A 15,839-nucleotide genomic window follows, 5' to 3' on the forward strand; every position below is an offset into this window, starting at 1 on the left:
ATCTTTCAATTATTTTAACAAATGATAACAAATATTGGAACACACCTACCCTCTCTCACTTTCTTTAGTTACAAAACCCTGCATAATAGTTTCTAAAACTGTACGATAAGACTCAAATGATTCAGAATATAAAGAAAGAAATCGCTTTCAAGAGAGGGAGGCTTTAAACATGAAAAGTATGGTAGCGAATGTTTGGAACGGCCTGTGGAACTCACACCGCCAAACGAAGAATTTGCTCAATGTCTTTTCCTATCAAAAAGGATCAGCTGCAAAAGCTGCAAATGCAAGCGCCACGAACGCACGTGAGGGGCAGTCGATGCAGCCGCAGAATAATGATAATGAACCGAAAAATTCGTATTCAAAAGCACAAATGATCGGACTGATTTTAGGTCCAGCACTCTTTTTACTTACCATCTTATTCTTTTCACCAGAGGGACTAAGCTTTGAAGCAAGAGCTGTTCTTGCGATTACATTATGGGTTGCAACCTGGTGGATCACTGAAGCGATTCCGATCCCGGCAACGTCGATCCTGCCGATATTCTTACTGCCGATTACCGGTGCACTTGACGGGGGCACAGTTACTTCTGCTTACGGTGACGATATCATTTTCTTATTCCTAGGTGGTTTCTTTATTGCCACAGCTATGGAAAAATGGAACCTGCACAAGCGTATGGCTCTAGCGATTATCGCTTTTATCGGAACAAGTACACAGCGTATTTTACTTGGATTTATGATTGCTACAGCATTTTTATCAATGTGGGTATCGAATACGGCAGCCGTTATGATGATGGTGCCGATGGGACTTGCTATCACGGCTCAAGTAGCAGCAGCTCTTAAAGGAAAGCCTGAAGAGCGCGACTTGCCGAAATTTGAAAAAGCGCTGATCTTCGGTGTAGGTTATGCGGGTACAATCGGTGGTCTTGGTACGTTAATCGGGACGCCGCCAAATATTATTTTAGCTGCACAAGCACAGCAATTATTTGATGTTGAAATTTCATTTGCAAGATGGATGATGGTCGGGGTTCCTGTTGTTATTCTTCTCTTAGTCAGTGCCTGGATGTACCTTGGACGTGTGGCATTTAAGATGAGTATCACAGGCCTTCCTGGAGGCAAAAATTTAATTCAAAGCGAGCGCTCTAAGCTTGGAAAAACGTCATTTGAAGAAAAAGCTGTAGCTGCTGTATTCTCGTTTGCTGCATTCATGTGGATCTCCCGCGAATTTATCTGGGTCGATCTTGTTCCTGAATTACGTGATGGTATGATTGCCGTATTAGCCGCTGTTATGCTGTTTGTCATTCCAACTTCACGTAAATTTGGTTCTCGTATTTTAGAATGGAAAGACTCGCGTGATATTCCTTGGGGCGTGCTTCTTCTATTCGGGGGCGGTCTTGCGATTGCTGCTGGATTTAGAGAAACAGGCTTATCTGATTGGATGGGTACGCAGCTTACAGTCCTTGACGGCTTGCACTTAATCGTCATGATCGCTGCAACAGCTCTATTCGTTCTATTCTTAACAGAGATCACATCAAACACAGCGACAGCGACAATGATTATTCCAGTTGTTGCGTCCCTTGCACTAGCGTTAAATATTCACCCATTCGCCCTCATGATTCCTTGTGCGATGGCTGCTAACTGTGCATTTATGCTTCCGGTTGGTACCCCGCCAAATGCGATCATTTTCGGTACGGGGAAATTAAAAATTATCGAAATGGTACGAGTCGGGTTCTTAGTTAACCTTATCGCTGCAGTATTGATTGTCCTTGCCGTGTACTTCATGGTGCCGCTATTCTGGGGCATTGATCTAAATGTAGTACCAGCTGGATTCAGCTTATAAGTAAAAAGAGGAAATCAACTTTTCTAGGCGATTTCCTCTTTTTTTCATTTAGACATCCTTCCAACTTGGCACCCCTTGCATATCGTGGTGATAAAGAAGGAGGTCATGATATGTATCGAAATCAACGCAGTATCAATTGGGGGGTGGACTCGGCCGCAGCTGTCACACAAGAGCTGTATGAGTGCGTCACCTCCTCGTACGGACAGCCTGACTTTTGGGGCCGCTTCCTAACCACGATTGAAAATGTATGCGACGGCCTGACTCCTGAAGAGATACGCTTTATCCGCGATCAAGGGATGAAGATTATGCCGATCTATAACAATTTCAGTGAAGCAGTCGGTGAACGTGCCGGGGCAGTGGCCGCACGTAATGCGATCTTCCAAGCAAGACGGCTCGGCATTTTAGAAGGCAGCTTCATTTTCGCTACTATTGAAAATTTCTTCAATGTGGATCCAGCATGGCTGATTGCTTGGTCCGATGCGTTTTATACGAGTCCTTACCGCCCAGGCTTTTTAGGCGATCCGGTAGAAGGCGGCTTTAATGATGCGTATTGTAATGCGTCTGAGGCAAGTGAGAGCATCCGCCAGCAAGCGGTGATCTTCAGCGCAGAACCTGAGCCCGGCACAACGCCTAAAAACCGTATTCCGCGCTATAATCCAGCACGACCGAGTTGTGATGCTAATGTATGGGCATGGCAATATGGACGCGATTCTGAATCCTGCCCAATTAATACCGTCTTAATGGAAGCAAGGCTGTATGAGACCCTGGGGTAGAGACTGACGCAATTAGGACCTAATAAGCGCATTTAATCACCCAACCAGCGCAGTCCGAGCTTAGACTCACGCATATCTGCCGGCAACCGACGCAATAGCACAAGCAACCCATATAATAACCAGCCAGACTGACGCAATCATCCCTCACCCCTAAACAAAAACAAAGGAGCACAGCTCGTAAGCTGCACTCCTTTTTCACGTTATTTTAAGCTTCCGGCTCGATTAAGCCGTACTTGCCATCTTTACGACGGTAGACAACGCTTGTATCGCCATTTACTGCATTTGAAAAGACGAAGAAATTATGGCCTAACATATCCATTTGTAAAATCGCTTCTTCTGCATCCATCGGCTTTAAGTTAAAGCGCTTTTTACGAACCACTTCGATTTCATCTTCATCCGGCTCGACTTCTTCCTGCTCAAGAGGCTCTAACTCATTCTTGAACATATATTTTAAGCTTCCTTCTTGACGGAACTTACGGTTTACTTTTGTTTTGTGCTTACGAATTTGTCTTTCAAGCTTTTCAATCACATTATCAATAGCAGCATACATGTCGGTATGAGTTTCCTCACCACGTAGTAAAAGCTGCGGCATTGGGATTGTAATCTCAATAATATGCTGGTTATTTAACACCTGCATGCGTACATTGACATCCGCTACAGGGGTAGTGTCAAAATAACGCTCGAGCTTCCCAACCTTTTTCTCAACATAGTCGCGTAATGCTGGAGTTACTTCGATGTTTTCGCCACGAATATTATAATTCATAAAGAACTCCTCCTTTTCTATGTACTTAATATTCTACATACCCTTCATCTATTCCTTCTTAAACCTTTAAAAAGATTTAATAATGTGACAACATTCTACATCAGGCGTTCATAAGGTGTTCACATAACACAAGCGTTCCACCACTCCAATGGCGCAGAAGCCTTTCTAGGTAAGAAATTGCCACATCTATAACATTTCCAAAAACGATCGAGACACACGTTCCAAAACTTCCCTCATTCGACAAAAGTAAATGAAACTGCAGGGATAATCTATCTTGAAAAAGTAAAAACCCATCCCGAAAACGGGATGGGTTGTATCGTTATAGCTATAGTTCATTTCCTGCCCAGGAATGTGAATTAAAGCTTAACTACGTTTGCAGCTTGAGGTCCGCGAGCACCTTCAACAATTTCAAACTCAACGTCTTGACCTTCGTCTAGAGACTTGAATCCTTCAGAATTGATAGCTGAGAAGTGTACGAATACGTCGTCTCCATCTTCACGCTCGATAAAACCGAAACCTTTTTCTGCATTAAACCATTTTACTTTTCCTTGCATGTTTTCACATTCCCTTCGTAACTTAATTCACGTGGAATAATTTCCACACTTTTACTATAGCAGCGTCAGATTCTGTTGTCAAACGGTTTCATTTTAAATTTACAGAAAAAATAGTAAATTTATAAAGTACAATACTGAAATAGTTGTAAACGTTTGCTTTTTAGGTTTCATTTTACCTAAATCAGGGAATAATTCATTGTCTCTATTATGTCCTTTCTCTTATCCTTTTCATGAGCAAAAAGAATGATTTCCCTTCTTTTTACCAATTGATTATAAGAATGACCTATCATCAATTGGTACTCTCTGGTAAAATGAAACATGACATATGGAGCAACAACATAAAGGGGATGAACAAATGAAAAAAATGAAATGGCTAGGTGCTGGGATTGCCGCTGTGATGATCATGACAGGTTGTAATGAAAGCTCTACAACAGAGATTGATGAACTAGAAGAAGTGGAAGCGGCTGAACCTGCTGAGGGAGAGGAACCAGGGCCAGAAGAAGAGCCGGCAGCAGATGAAACAGAGCCTGCTGAAGAAGAAGTCAGTGAGGAGCTTACAGTAGAAGATGTTTTAGCTAAATCAATTGAAGCAATGAACGGTGTTGAAAGCTTCTCTACAGAGATGGAAGTCGATCAAGAAACGACTCTAGGTGAGGAAGAGACCATTGCAACGAAAATGACAATGAAAATGGATGCCACACAAAATCCATTTGGCCTCTATCAAGAAACGTCTATGCAAGTTCCTGATTTTGATGAAGGCGACTTAATGGCGAAAGTATACTTTACTGAAGACGGCGCATATATGAATGACGGTATGGAAGATGTCTGGTTCAAGTATCCAGATGACTTCACACAAGATTTGCTTGCCCTTCAAGAAATGCAAATGCAGCCTGAAGAGCAGCTTGAGATCTTAAAAAGCTATTCTGAGAATTTAACGATGACAGAGGATGGCGATCACTACGTTATTACAGTGGAAGGTTCAGATCAGACGATTGATCAAATGGCTGACCAGCTGAACATGATGTTTGGCGAAAACTTAGGTGAAGGTTTCGGTGAGTTAACATCAATGATGGATATTACTCAATTAGATTACACGCTTCACATAAATAAAGAAACATTCTATCAAGAAGCAATCGATATGATGATGGAATTCTCAATGGAAGCTGAAGGCGAGAAAATCTCGATGATTCAGCATTCAAAAGGAACATTCTCAAACTTCAACGAAATTGAAAACATTGAAGTCCCACAAGAAATTATTGATTCTGCAGAAGAATTAGACCTTGATTTCGGCGGCTTTGAAGACTTTGATGAGACAGAGTTTGAGCTAGAGGAAGAAGAAACAGAATAACATTGATTGTGAGCAGCGTATCTTCATGCGCTGCTTTTTATTGCATAGAAAGCAAATCTTTTTGTATAATAGACCTAACAGAACAAAACGAAAAAAGCAGGGTGCGGCAAACACCCTGCAAACGCAACTACATGTCGCTAATGGAGCGACTGACCATCAGGTTATTGCATAGAAATAGCACACCTTACTGGCAGGCAGGGTGGCTATTTCTTTTTGTTTAACTCCACGACGATCGTGATCACTAAGCCGAGTACCGAAACGAGCACAACAATCATTTGTGCCGATAAACTAAGCGCCTCGTATGTCGTAATAAGCATCACCCCCTTTCATAAAGGGAGTTCAGCCGCCACCTTGCTTATGCAGTTGCTCCTCTTATTATACCAAGCATGCACCCCTCTTTTCACCACAAAAAAGCACAAGCTCCCAAATAAGGAACTTATGCTCATCTTATACTCCCCGTTTATCAAAAAACACACCATCCGTTGTTGGTCCATCGTAAGGATTTTCATATTTTTTGTGGGTCTGTTTTTTCACTTTCAACTCAGAAAGATTGGCCTGGATCTTCGCTTGGATCACTTCAAGCCGCGCATTCAGCTTCGTATTCAGCTTTATCAGCTCATCTCCAAGCTTTTTCTCACCAGCTGTCAGATTCTCTCGCTCAATTTGCTCAATCAATGCCGCGCGATACTCGAGCTTGAGATCAATAATCGCTATAAATTGATCCCTTGAATCATCCTCTTTAGGCAGCGGCTTTTCAGTATGTTCATACAAAGATTGTGTGGCAATATACAGTTCTTTTACGACAGACATTATGCCTTGCCGCCCGCCCCGTGACGCTGCTTGCGATCAAGCTGGATCACTTCTTTCCATGTATCGCGAAACTCAACAACGAGCCCTTCTGCTTCTGTTAACGCATTGGCATCGTTTTTCACGTTTGCTTCGATCAGACGGCTCAAAATAAAATCATACATCCGCATCATATTTTGCCCGACTTCATTATCTGTTTTTAATGTCACCATTAACTCACGAATAATATTTTGTGCTTTCGTCGAGTTCAGATTGCGTTTTTCTAAATCATTTTCTTCCATTGCCAGACGTGTCTGCTTAATAAATTTCAAGCAGCCATTATATAACATTAACGTTAACTCCCCCGGGGAAGCTGTTTTCATCGCATTTTGTTTGTAAGCCGATTGCATTGCTGTTGCCATATCAAGTCACCCTTTCCACTTCAATCATTGTGGTGATTTCACATTATTTATATCGGCTTTTATTCGTCATTGTTAAACATTAAATTCGTTGATCGACAATTAATCCCGCATGTTTTAACATTGAGGCAACCATATCGAGAAATTGTTCAGGCGGAATCTCTTTGACCACTTCATCTGTTTCAAGATCAACCACTTGCACATACATTCGGTCCAAGTCTTCATGAACATTAAATTTCACCGACGTCTGATTCGTCTTTAACAAATCATTCATGCTCTCAACCTGATCATCCAGCAGATCCTTCGAATAATGATTCCGTCTTTCTTCTCTTACATATTCAATCCCTTTTTGAATCAATTCACCCGGTGTGTTCTCGATTGTTTTTGCAGGTTTCTTTGATAGGTCAATAAGCTGTGATGACGTTGAATGTTGAATCTCCATAAGGCACCTCCGCAGCACGACGCTTTTTTCTTTTTTATCGGTCCATATCGCGTCCCGTTATAGCATTTTCCATAAAAAAGAAGCTGCTCTGTCACCAGAGTCAGCTTCCTCCCATCTTCTATTCAATATATACATACACCCGCTCGCCCTCGATCTCCACGTCATAACGGTTCACACAGCCTTGATCCGGCGCCTGGACCTGGCCGTCACGGACGTTCACCTTCCAATCATGCAGCGGGCAAAAGACATGTTCGCCACTGACAATCCCTTCAGAAAGGGGACCTCCTTTATGAGGACATTTATTTTCGACTGCATGCACGGTATGATCTTCTTGTTTAAATAAAGCAAGCTCAATGCCTTCTACCTTCACTCGTTTTCCGATCCCGACTGAGAGCTCTTGAATCGTGGCTACTAATACCTTTTTTACGCTGTTTACTGTACTCATACGTTTCCTCCTTAGGACATCGTCACATGCGTTTTTTGATATTGCTTCTGCTTCTCTTCATTTTCAACGATCTCTTTCCACGGGTCTTTTCCAGTTGATAAAGCAATCTCCAAGCGCTCAATTAAAGCGTTTCGTCCTTCCGTATCTTCTAAGACCACCTGTTTCATATGATCAAGCCCGACACGCTCCACAAAATGAGACGTACGTTCTAGGTAACGGGCATGTTCGCGGTAATATTGCAGGAAGGCACTGATCGTATCAATGAGCTCTTCTTTCGTTTTCACTTTACAAAATAAGTCGCCCCCGCGCAGGTCAACCCCGCCATTTCCGCCGACATAAAGCTCCCACGCTCCTTCCACGCCGACAACGCCAAAATCTTTAATCCCTGATTCGGCACAGTTTCTCGGACAGGCTGAGACGGCCATCTTCACTTTATGAGGGGTGTTAATGTATTCAAATTTTTTCTCTAGCTCAATGCCAAGACCGATTGAATCCTGTGTACCGAAACGGCAGAACTGTTCACCGACACAAGTTTTTACCGTACGAAGCGCTTTTGCATAAGCTGAACCGGATCTCATCCCTAGATCACTCCACACTTTCGGCAGGTCTTCTTTTTCTACGCCAAATAAGTCGATGCGCTGTCCGCCTGTTACTTTCAGGAGAGGAACGCTGTACTTATCTGCCACATCAGCAATTTTACGGAGTTGATCGGCATTCGTTACGCCGCCGTACATTCTCGGCACAACCGTAAATGTCCCATTATGATTGATATTGGCATGAACTCGCTCATTAACAAAACGAGAAGATGGATCATCAGCATTTTTGATCGGATCAACCATTTGCAGATAGTAGTTAATCGCCGGACGACACTTTGAACAGCCTTCATCCGATTCCCAGCCAAGTACATTCATCACTTCCCGAGGGTGAGATAATCCAAGCTCGCGGATCTCAGATACCACTTCCTCATGGGTGTATTCCGTACAGCCGCACATCGGCTCTTTCACATTCCCCACTTCTTCACCCGTCGTTAACTCCAACAGGTCAGCAACCAACGGCTTACACCCTCCGCAGGATCTGCCGGCATTCGTACATTGCTTCACCTGCTCCACAGACTGCAAGCCAAGATCTGTGATCGCCGTACAAATGTCTCCTTTTGAGACGCCATTACAGCCGCAGATCGTTTCTCCGTCTGCCATCGCCACAACTGGACTCACCTTTGAATCCGAGGAAGACTCTGACGGCAGGATCGCCACTTTGCTCATTTGAGAAATGTCTTCTCCGCTCCTCATCATATTTAACAGCCGCGGGGAATCCCCGGTATCACCAAACAGCACAGCCCCGACCACTTTATTGTCTTGAACGACGACCTTCTTATAAATGCCTTCAAATTCATCATGCACCCGGATTGCTTTTGTTTTTTCATTATCTTGAAACACCCCTGCTGAGAACACATCGACTCCTGACACTTTTAACTGGGTATAAACGATGGACCCTTTGTAGCCTGGTTCTGAAGCGGCATCTGTTGAACAAAGATGGGCAGCAAGCACTTTGCCTTGTTCATAAAGCGGTGCAACCAAGCCGTATGCAATGCCTCGATGCTCGGCACATTCCCCGACCGCATAGACATTTTCAGCACTTGTCTGCATATAGTCATTAACAATAATCGCTCGTTCTGTCTTAAGACCGCTTCTCTTCCCTAATTCAATATTCGGTTTGATGCCAACAGCCATGACGACAAGGTCAGTTTTTAGGACCGAACCGTCTGTAAACCGCACCTCTTCTACACGATCTTTGCCGAGGATCTGCTCGGTATTTTTCTTTAAATGGAACCTCATCCCTTGCGCTTCAAGCTCTTCTTTCAGCATCCTTCCCGCTGGCTCATCAAGCTGCCTCTCCATTAGGAAATCACTGATATGAATGACGTCTACTTCCATATTTAAGTTTAAAAGACCACGAGCCGCTTCAAGGCCTAGCAAGCCCCCGCCAATCACAACGGCCCTTTTATAGTTTTTTGATGTCTCAATCATCGTTTCACAGTCTTTAATATTCCGAAATGCAATCACGCCTTCTTTATCCGCACCCGGCAGCGGCAGCATGAACGCATTAGAACCGGTTGCCATGATTAACTTATCATAGCTCTGGACCATTCCTTTCTCACTGTAGACCACTTGCTTTTTCGTATCGACTTTCTTTACAGCATCTCCTGTATGCAGCGTGATATGGTTCTCCGCATACCACTCATAGGAATTTAGGACAATATCATCGACACTTGCATCCCCTTGCAGAACAGATGAGAGCATAATCCGGTTGTAGTTTGGGTGAGGCTCCTCGCCAAAGACCGTGATATCAAAACGATCTGGATCTTTTTTCAACACTTCCTCAATCGTTCGAATTCCTGCCATACCATTCCCAATCAAAACTAGTTTCTCTCGCATCAAGCTAAACCTCTCCTTTTTAAGATCTATTTATAGGGGCTATTTAATAAAAGCTATTTAATAGAAGCTAATTTCTGGTTGACGACAACTTCTTTCTGATCCGCTTTCTCTTTTGACTTCAACGGATTGATCATCCAATACAAGGCTCCGACAAACAGCGCCCCGCCTACGATGTTTCCAAGTGTGACAGGTATTAAATTATGGACAAATCCAGCGATGGTAATCGTCTCTGGATGAGGGTGAACAAGCGCTAACCCGAGTACGGTCATATTAGCGATGCTGTGCTCATAGCCTGAGGCGATAAATGCAAACAACATCCAAAAAATCAAAATCAGCTTAGCAGCGTCATTTTTCGTGCGAAGTGCTGTCCAAATCGCTAAACAGACGAGCCAGTTACAAAGAATACCGCGGAAAAATAACTCACTCGTGCTCAAATTCATCTTGTTTGCCGCAGCTGTCATCAATAGGTGATCCCCGCCAATTCCAGAAAAAATACCTGAAGCTAAAATTAACAAACATAGAGCGATTGCCCCGATAAAATTGCCTAAGTAACACCAAAACCAGTTCGTGAGCGTATCTTTCCACGTCGTGTGACCCGATAAGGTGCTGACCGTGTAGACCATATTATTACCGGTAAAAAGTTCCGCTCCCGCAAAGATTACGAGTGTAAGAGCGACGCCAAAGGATAACCCCATCACAAGCGAAGTCACTTGCATCGACATTTCAGCGAGCGGCGCCCCGACAGACATAATCAACACAATTCCAAGACCGACATAGGCACCCGCTAAACTAGCAGAAATTAAATAACGAAAACGACTTGCCTCAAGCTGTTTCTTCTTTGAAAGTGCCATTCCATTCAGCGTCTCTAACGTATCTTTGAACATGTAAACGATCCTTTCTTTCCCTATAAGGGCTTAATCAGCTTCCTTTGGCCAAGACGACATTGCCTGCTAGTGCTAAAGCGATCTCCTCTGTTGTACTTTCCTCATCTAATACGTGATCTGCGATAAGACCAATTTCCGCGAGACGTTTACTTGCTGCAGGCCCCATGCATATTACCCGAAGCTTATTCGACCACTCCGCTGTACTTTGGCCAGTCAGTTTAAAAAAGGCAATAAGCTTTTGCGCTTCATTCTCGCTTGTGATTATGAGAGTATTCACATGGCCTTCTTCCATTAAACGAGATAAGGCCGTTACTTCTCCGTTTGTCACGCATTTTTCTGCGATCACCCACTTTGTTGCTTGGAGCGGAGAAGATTGATCCAGTTCGATCTCACTGCCAATCACAAGCGCCCTTTTCCACTCATGGATACCAACCCACTCTTGTACGAGATGTCCTGCATGTCTTAAAGCTGTTTTCGTCTCATCGTTACTTGCGTAAAAACAAGCGTTCAGTGTACGCAAGTCCATTTCGCGTTCACCAACCTCCTTCAGAAATGTTTGAACTGCCTTAGGAGAATAGAAAACGATTTCCTCATAATGCTCGATATCTTCAAACACTTCATTATCTAAACAGGTTGAATATTCAGTTAATTTTGGGTGTTCATAGACATCTGCTCCTAGTTTGCGTAGATGCTGTGCCGCTTCTTTCTCTTCTATTGTTGAAGTTGGCATTAAGATCCCTTTTCCATGAAGCATTCTGTTATCAAACCAATTTAACTTCGAACGCAGCTTGACCACTTCTCCAACTACAATAATCGCTGGATTTTGAATCTGGCCTTCTACGAGATTTGCAATAGTTGCTAATGTACCGGTAATTGTCTGCTGTCTGCTGTAAGTTCCCCACTGACTAACCATCACAGGGGTATCAGCGCGTTTTCCATTACTGATTAACTCACTTGCAATCGTGCGGATATGTTTCACTCCCATATAGAACACGATCGTACTCACACTTTCAGCAAGCGACTTCCACTTCACATCCGGCTTGCCATCACTCGTTTTCGTATGTCCGGTCACTACCGCAAAAGAACCAGAATGCTCCCTATGTGTAATCGGAACGCCTGCATACATCGTCGCTGCAATACCTGCTGTAATCCCTGGTATAATCTCATAGGGGACATGGTTGTCGGCTAATAATTCAGCCTCTTCACCAACTCTGCCAAACACAGCAGGATCTCCGCCTTTTAAACGAACAACCTTCTTTCCTTTTCTCGCATGAATCAACAGCTCTTTTTGAATATCTTCTTGACGAAGCGTGTGCTTGCACGGCTGCTTCCCGCAATAGATCAGCTTGGCACTCTCTTTCGTTTCCGTTAACAATACAGGGTTAACCAACCGATCATACACCACGACATCCGCTTCTCTTAACGCATTCAGTCCCTTTATCGTGAGTAATTCTTTATCACCCGGACCTGCTCCAACGAAATAAACGATTCCTCTCTTCATGTCGACTAACCCCTTTCTCAATTACTACTATAAAGGAAAATCTTTTCGGAATGGTCAGATATGTTATGTTATCTGACATGGAAATTTGGATGGAAATGGATGAAAGTTAGAACGAGAAGGATTACAGACATAAAAAAACGCACAGAAAATGGTTTCTGCACGCAACTTTTATAAACCAACAATATCAAATAAGTAAAGGTTAAACCGAATCATTAAATAGATCACAATAAGACTATTTGTCGTAACAAAAACCGTTTTACTTAACTGAATATGATTCCTTTTACAACTTTTTACGATTCGATGAGCGAGATAGAAAAATAATAAGAAAAACAGAGTGGGGTACCCAAAGCCATAATATAACTTTTCAATCAGGGTGAGATCCCTGGAGGGCCATCTGCCGCTCTAAATCTCGACATTCCCACCCATATAAAGAAAAATAGTTGAAAGACATAGGCTGCTAACCCAAGAATGACTAGGTATGATAAATAGACAACGAGCTTCTTCATATTCCCCCTCTTCCTCCATCCCTTTAAGCTAAAGAAGACCAGCTAAATGAACTGATCTTCACAACAGATTACTGATTTCCATATAATTGGGCAAATAACGATTCTGCTTGCGCATTCGCTTGCTGCATCGCTTTTTCCATGGCCGTAAACTGGCGCCAGTAACGGTCTTCTACTTGCTGAAGACGGCGTTCAAAATTGGTAATTCGGGTATTAATTGATTCAATTTCACGCCCTAGGGTGAACTGATGGTTCGCAACCTTACCGCCCATTCCACCGGCACGGCTCGAGATGCTGTCAATCCCGCTCGTCAATGTCTCACGCATGCGGCGGATGATCCCTTTTTCACCTGAAGTCGGACCATCGGAGTTAAAGATTGCAGCAACACCAGCAGGATCTCTTTCGATTGCCTGACGAAGCCGGTCTTCATTAATCTCAAGTTTCCCACGGTCGTTATAATCACGAGAGGTTGTAATCCCGATTGCTGAGAGCTGATTATAATCGGAACCTAGGTTATTAGAGACCATCCCGTAAATATCCGTACGCATCCGGTCCATTACACTTTGGATCATCCGGTCATTCCGCAGCATTCCGCTTTGTGCACGCTCATCCCAACGCTCTGCTTCCTTCTCGCTGATCGCGTCACGTTCTTCATCCGTAAGCGGCTTATAATCACGGTAACGCTCTTCGGTCAGCTTGCCATTTACAAAGTCGAGAAGCTCGTTGTACTGATCAACGAATCCCTTGATCGTGTCGAATACTTTGTCTGTGTCGGTGCTGACGTTTAGAGAGACTTCTTCATTACCTACCGTTTCTCCTCTGAGTGTGATGGTTACCCCATCAATGGTGAAGGTGTTGGTTTGACGTTGTGTTTCCATGCCATTGATGGTGAAGACGGCGTTTTTGGCCTCCTGTACGTTTGAACGTGTCTCAGGATCACCTTCTTCATTTACTACTTGGTAATTTTCTTTTAGCTTCAGTACTTCATTAAAAAAGCCATCTCCAAAGACCATCTCATTTCCACTATTTTTATTGTTTATACCAGTTTCTTTACGGGTGGCTGAGACTCCATCATTATGCTCGTCATAAAAAATACTAACCCCAACATTTGAGCGATTTACCTTTTGAAACACCTGGCTAAGAGTTTCAGAATCTTTTATAACAAAAGTATCCTTTACCTCTTTTCCATCTCTATCGAAAGTAGTGATAGACGAGGTAGTATATTTTTCAGTTTCACTCTCTTCAATAAACGTTACAGAAACTTGAGCGCCAGATGCAATCGAATTAGCAAACGTAAGTGTTCCAGTTTTGTAATCCACCGCAACTTGATTTTCATTAGGTGTTCCCTGAACTACCTCATATTCTTTACCGTTCACTTTTACAACTGTATCAGCTTCAGCATTTTCTTTTAGATTATTTACATTACCTTGAGCAAATGAAACACTGGTTGTTGCTGAGCTCGTACGGATGGTTTCAGTTTTCACTGCCCCATCTTTCCATTCAATTGCTTGATCAAACTTCTGATCCTTCAAAGCTTTACTTGTATCCACTTTCTCTTCTCCAGAAATTCTACCAGCACTAAAATTAGACTCTGCCCTAGCAAGTTCATTTACTTGAGAAATCCTTAACGAGACATTCCCGGAACTAGCACTCGCTGTTGCCGAAACTAAACTGCTATTTGAGCTCGTCACCCGTTTCGCACTTAAATTCGCACTCGTTAAAATAAACTGATCGACCATTTTATTTCGAAACTCATTAAACTTCCGGTTCACTTCACGGTACGCGTCCATCTGCCATTCTACGACCTGGCGCTGCTTCACCATATTATCAACAGGCATCCGCTCGGCCCGCATTAAATCACGCATGATTTGCTCGGTATCCATACCCGAGGCTAAACCACCCATCCTCATTCGCTTCACTCCTCGACACTGCACTTAGTTACTCTTTATATCGGCAGAAGATACCTTTTAGTAAAGAAAAGTTTCTTGTTTTAATGAAGGTTAGCGCCTGTGGCTTCCTTTTGCAGCTCAATTAACTGCGATTCAAGCTTAATGAAACGTTCATTTAACTCTTGACGATCTTCTTCATCTAACTGGGGATTCATCGCTTCTTCCGCTAATTCTCTCATCTCTACAAGCGTATTCTCTATCTCTTCTAGTAACCGCGCTCTCTCCTTACTCCATTCTAAATGCTGTCTCAGAACAGACAGTTGATTCACTTGATCCATTTTCCCCTCTTTCACCTAACAGCCCCCCATATAAAAAGAGCAACCTCCGAGGTTACTCTCACAAACTCAAATCAATCGTACTCCCTAAATGAGGCTGAGCCGCTTGTTGAATCACCTTTGCATCAGCTGAACTCATTAATTTCTGCAGCGCTTCACCTTGCTGCTCAGCATTCCCCATTGCCTTTTTATCACAGCCATAGATGCCTGTTGCTGAACCTGGCCTTGGTTTAAAGCCATTGAAAGTAGTGCGATATCCATCTAAACCCTCCTAACCTATTACGAAACCAAATACTTAGAAAAAGCCGTTGAAGAATCCGCTTCCACTTTCTTAAGCTGCAGAAGCAAATTAAACTGAACCACTTCCTTCACACGACCAAATTCCTTCTTCTCAAAATGAGTTAACACAAGCTCCAAACTCTCACGAACTTTACCAAGTTGAACGCAGATTTCCTCCCCTTCAACTTCTTCAACCACAGGAGCAATCGAACGTTCAATTGCCGCATACGCCTTCATAATGTCCTCAAACAAGATAATCCCTTGCTCAAACCTGCCTTCATTTAATAGAAGCTGAAGATGATGGGTCCCCTCTACCATCGTCTTAACTAAATCCAGCGACTGCTCCATGACATCACGGTATTTTTCCACTACTATCACTACTTCCCTAATAAGTTTCTATTAGTAGTATCGGTAAATTAGAAGGGAAGTTAAGGAAAATAAAAAAACTCCAGCAATTTGCGAAAGTTTTGATTGTCATTTAGACGACAAGATCTATTAACGTTGAGTAGTGACTAGCGAGGTTCGCTTTTTTAAAGGTACTTATCTTTTATCGATGCTATACATAGTAGTTACTTTGCAGTAGAAAACAGCATCTTAAATATATGGTAATCAATCGACAAAATCTAACAATCTTCGGGTGGTGACAGTG

Annotated in this window: 17 protein-coding genes; 3 read left to right on the top strand and 14 right to left on the bottom strand. The window is 43.1% G+C overall.

Going from position 1 to position 15,839, the window contains the following annotated elements; translation table 11 throughout:
* The first annotated feature begins 169 nt into the window (after positions 1–169).
* Both BPOF4_RS16905 and BPOF4_RS16910 read left to right on the top strand, forming a co-directional pair.
* On the top strand, positions 170–1,834 hold the full coding sequence (locus tag BPOF4_RS16905) for an SLC13 family permease (RefSeq protein WP_012960440.1): 1,665 nt from the start codon (positions 170–172) through the stop codon (positions 1,832–1,834).
* A gap of 110 nt (positions 1,835–1,944) precedes the next feature.
* Positions 1,945–2,607 (top strand): glycoside hydrolase domain-containing protein, encoded by a 663-nt coding sequence (locus BPOF4_RS16910; protein ID WP_012960441.1) that lies wholly within the window; start codon positions 1,945–1,947, stop codon positions 2,605–2,607.
* Positions 2,608–2,812: 205 nt separating this feature from the next.
* Here BPOF4_RS16910 and hpf read toward each other — a convergent pair whose 3' ends face one another.
* Both hpf and BPOF4_RS16920 read right to left on the bottom strand, forming a co-directional pair.
* A complete protein-coding gene (gene hpf, locus BPOF4_RS16915) occupies positions 2,813–3,370 on the bottom strand; it encodes a ribosome hibernation-promoting factor, HPF/YfiA family (RefSeq protein WP_012960442.1) in 558 nt (185 codons plus the stop codon).
* Positions 3,371–3,726: 356 nt separating this feature from the next.
* Positions 3,727–3,924: a cold shock domain-containing protein gene (locus BPOF4_RS16920; RefSeq protein ID WP_012960443.1), complete on the bottom strand. Its 198-nt coding sequence runs from the start codon at positions 3,922–3,924 to the stop codon at positions 3,727–3,729.
* 355 nt (positions 3,925–4,279) lie between these two features.
* Here BPOF4_RS16920 and BPOF4_RS16925 point away from each other — a divergent pair, with 355 nt between their 5' ends.
* On the top strand, positions 4,280–5,272 hold the full coding sequence (locus BPOF4_RS16925; RefSeq protein ID WP_041822516.1) for a DUF6612 family protein: 993 nt from the start codon (positions 4,280–4,282) through the stop codon (positions 5,270–5,272).
* A 447-nt stretch (positions 5,273–5,719) separates the two neighbouring features.
* On the opposite strand, the gene BPOF4_RS16930 is transcribed toward BPOF4_RS16925, so the two are convergent.
* The 12 genes from BPOF4_RS16930 to BPOF4_RS16980 all read right to left on the bottom strand — a co-directional run bounded on the left by BPOF4_RS16930 (position 5,720) and on the right by BPOF4_RS16980 (position 15,559).
* The gene (locus BPOF4_RS16930) at positions 5,720–6,082 is read right to left on the bottom strand and encodes a flagellar protein (RefSeq protein WP_012960446.1); all 363 of its coding nucleotides are present in this window, start codon (positions 6,080–6,082) and stop codon (positions 5,720–5,722) included.
* A complete protein-coding gene (gene fliS / locus BPOF4_RS16935; RefSeq protein ID WP_012960447.1) occupies positions 6,082–6,480 on the bottom strand; it encodes a flagellar export chaperone FliS in 399 nt (132 codons plus the stop codon). The genes BPOF4_RS16930 and fliS overlap by 1 nt, the downstream gene beginning before the upstream one ends.
* A 79-nt stretch (positions 6,481–6,559) precedes the next feature.
* On the bottom strand, positions 6,560–6,919 hold the full coding sequence (locus BPOF4_RS16940) for a flagellar protein FlaG (RefSeq protein ID WP_012960448.1): 360 nt from the start codon (positions 6,917–6,919) through the stop codon (positions 6,560–6,562).
* Between the two features lie 118 nt (positions 6,920–7,037).
* Entirely contained in the window at positions 7,038–7,364 is a 327-nt protein-coding gene (gene nirD, locus BPOF4_RS16945) for a nitrite reductase small subunit NirD (RefSeq protein ID WP_012960449.1), read from the bottom strand.
* A gap of 11 nt (positions 7,365–7,375) precedes the next feature.
* Complete coding sequence (gene nirB, locus BPOF4_RS16950) at positions 7,376–9,799, bottom strand: nitrite reductase large subunit NirB (protein ID WP_012960450.1); 2,424 nt, start codon at positions 9,797–9,799, stop codon at positions 7,376–7,378.
* Between the two features lie 53 nt (positions 9,800–9,852).
* The gene (locus tag BPOF4_RS16955; RefSeq protein ID WP_012960451.1) at positions 9,853–10,683 is read right to left on the bottom strand and encodes a formate/nitrite transporter family protein; all 831 of its coding nucleotides are present in this window, start codon (positions 10,681–10,683) and stop codon (positions 9,853–9,855) included.
* A 34-nt stretch (positions 10,684–10,717) separates the two neighbouring features.
* Positions 10,718–12,184 (bottom strand): uroporphyrinogen-III C-methyltransferase, encoded by a 1,467-nt coding sequence (cobA, locus tag BPOF4_RS16960; protein ID WP_012960452.1) that lies wholly within the window; start codon positions 12,182–12,184, stop codon positions 10,718–10,720.
* 574 nt (positions 12,185–12,758) lie between these two features.
* Positions 12,759–14,597: a flagellar hook-associated protein 2 gene (locus BPOF4_RS16965; RefSeq protein WP_012960454.1), complete on the bottom strand. Its 1,839-nt coding sequence runs from the start codon at positions 14,595–14,597 to the stop codon at positions 12,759–12,761.
* A gap of 80 nt (positions 14,598–14,677) precedes the next feature.
* Positions 14,678–14,929 carry a hypothetical protein gene (locus BPOF4_RS16970; RefSeq protein ID WP_012960455.1) on the bottom strand — a complete coding sequence of 84 codons (252 nt, stop codon included), beginning with the start codon at positions 14,927–14,929 and terminating at the stop codon, positions 14,678–14,680.
* Positions 14,930–14,972: 43 nt separating this feature from the next.
* A complete protein-coding gene (locus BPOF4_RS22900) occupies positions 14,973–15,092 on the bottom strand; it encodes a hypothetical protein (protein ID WP_012960456.1) in 120 nt (39 codons plus the stop codon).
* Positions 15,050–15,172 (bottom strand): hypothetical protein, encoded by a 123-nt coding sequence (locus BPOF4_RS22905; RefSeq protein ID WP_337999216.1) that lies wholly within the window; start codon positions 15,170–15,172, stop codon positions 15,050–15,052. The genes BPOF4_RS22900 and BPOF4_RS22905 overlap by 43 nt, the downstream gene beginning before the upstream one ends.
* A gap of 18 nt (positions 15,173–15,190) precedes the next feature.
* Positions 15,191–15,559 (bottom strand): DUF8042 domain-containing protein, encoded by a 369-nt coding sequence (locus BPOF4_RS16980; protein WP_012960457.1) that lies wholly within the window; start codon positions 15,557–15,559, stop codon positions 15,191–15,193.
* Positions 15,560–15,839: the final 280 nt, after the last annotated feature.

It is taken from the genome of Alkalihalophilus pseudofirmus OF4, from assembly GCF_000005825.2.
GTDB classification, from domain to species: domain Bacteria; phylum Bacillota; class Bacilli; order Bacillales; family Bacillaceae_D; genus Alkalihalophilus; species Alkalihalophilus pseudofirmus.

Excerpts from the sequence above, each read along its gene's own strand:
- BPOF4_RS16905 (WP_012960440.1), top strand. The coding sequence starts at position 170 with ATGAAAAGTATGGTAGCGAATGTTTGGAACGGCCTGTGGAACTCACAC.
- BPOF4_RS16910 (WP_012960441.1), top strand. The coding sequence starts at position 1,945 with ATGTATCGAAATCAACGCAGTATCAATTGGGGGGTGGACTCGGCCGCA.
- hpf (WP_012960442.1), bottom strand. The coding sequence starts at position 3,370 with ATGAATTATAATATTCGTGGCGAAAACATCGAAGTAACTCCAGCATTA.
- BPOF4_RS16920 (WP_012960443.1), bottom strand. The coding sequence starts at position 3,924 with ATGCAAGGAAAAGTAAAATGGTTTAATGCAGAAAAAGGTTTCGGTTTT.
- BPOF4_RS16925 (WP_041822516.1), top strand. The coding sequence starts at position 4,280 with ATGAAAAAAATGAAATGGCTAGGTGCTGGGATTGCCGCTGTGATGATC.
- BPOF4_RS16930 (WP_012960446.1), bottom strand. The coding sequence starts at position 6,082 with ATGTCTGTCGTAAAAGAACTGTATATTGCCACACAATCTTTGTATGAA.
- fliS (WP_012960447.1), bottom strand. The coding sequence starts at position 6,480 with ATGGCAACAGCAATGCAATCGGCTTACAAACAAAATGCGATGAAAACA.
- BPOF4_RS16940 (WP_012960448.1), bottom strand. The coding sequence starts at position 6,919 with ATGGAGATTCAACATTCAACGTCATCACAGCTTATTGACCTATCAAAG.
- nirD (WP_012960449.1), bottom strand. The coding sequence starts at position 7,364 with ATGAGTACAGTAAACAGCGTAAAAAAGGTATTAGTAGCCACGATTCAA.
- nirB (WP_012960450.1), bottom strand. The coding sequence starts at position 9,799 with ATGCGAGAGAAACTAGTTTTGATTGGGAATGGTATGGCAGGAATTCGA.
- BPOF4_RS16955 (WP_012960451.1), bottom strand. The coding sequence starts at position 10,683 with ATGTTCAAAGATACGTTAGAGACGCTGAATGGAATGGCACTTTCAAAG.
- cobA (WP_012960452.1), bottom strand. The coding sequence starts at position 12,184 with ATGAAGAGAGGAATCGTTTATTTCGTTGGAGCAGGTCCGGGTGATAAA.
- BPOF4_RS16965 (WP_012960454.1), bottom strand. The coding sequence starts at position 14,597 with ATGAGGATGGGTGGTTTAGCCTCGGGTATGGATACCGAGCAAATCATG.
- BPOF4_RS22900 (WP_012960456.1), bottom strand. The coding sequence starts at position 15,092 with ATGGGGAATGCTGAGCAGCAAGGTGAAGCGCTGCAGAAATTAATGAGT.
- BPOF4_RS22905 (WP_337999216.1), bottom strand. The coding sequence starts at position 15,172 with ATGGATATCGCACTACTTTCAATGGCTTTAAACCAAGGCCAGGTTCAG.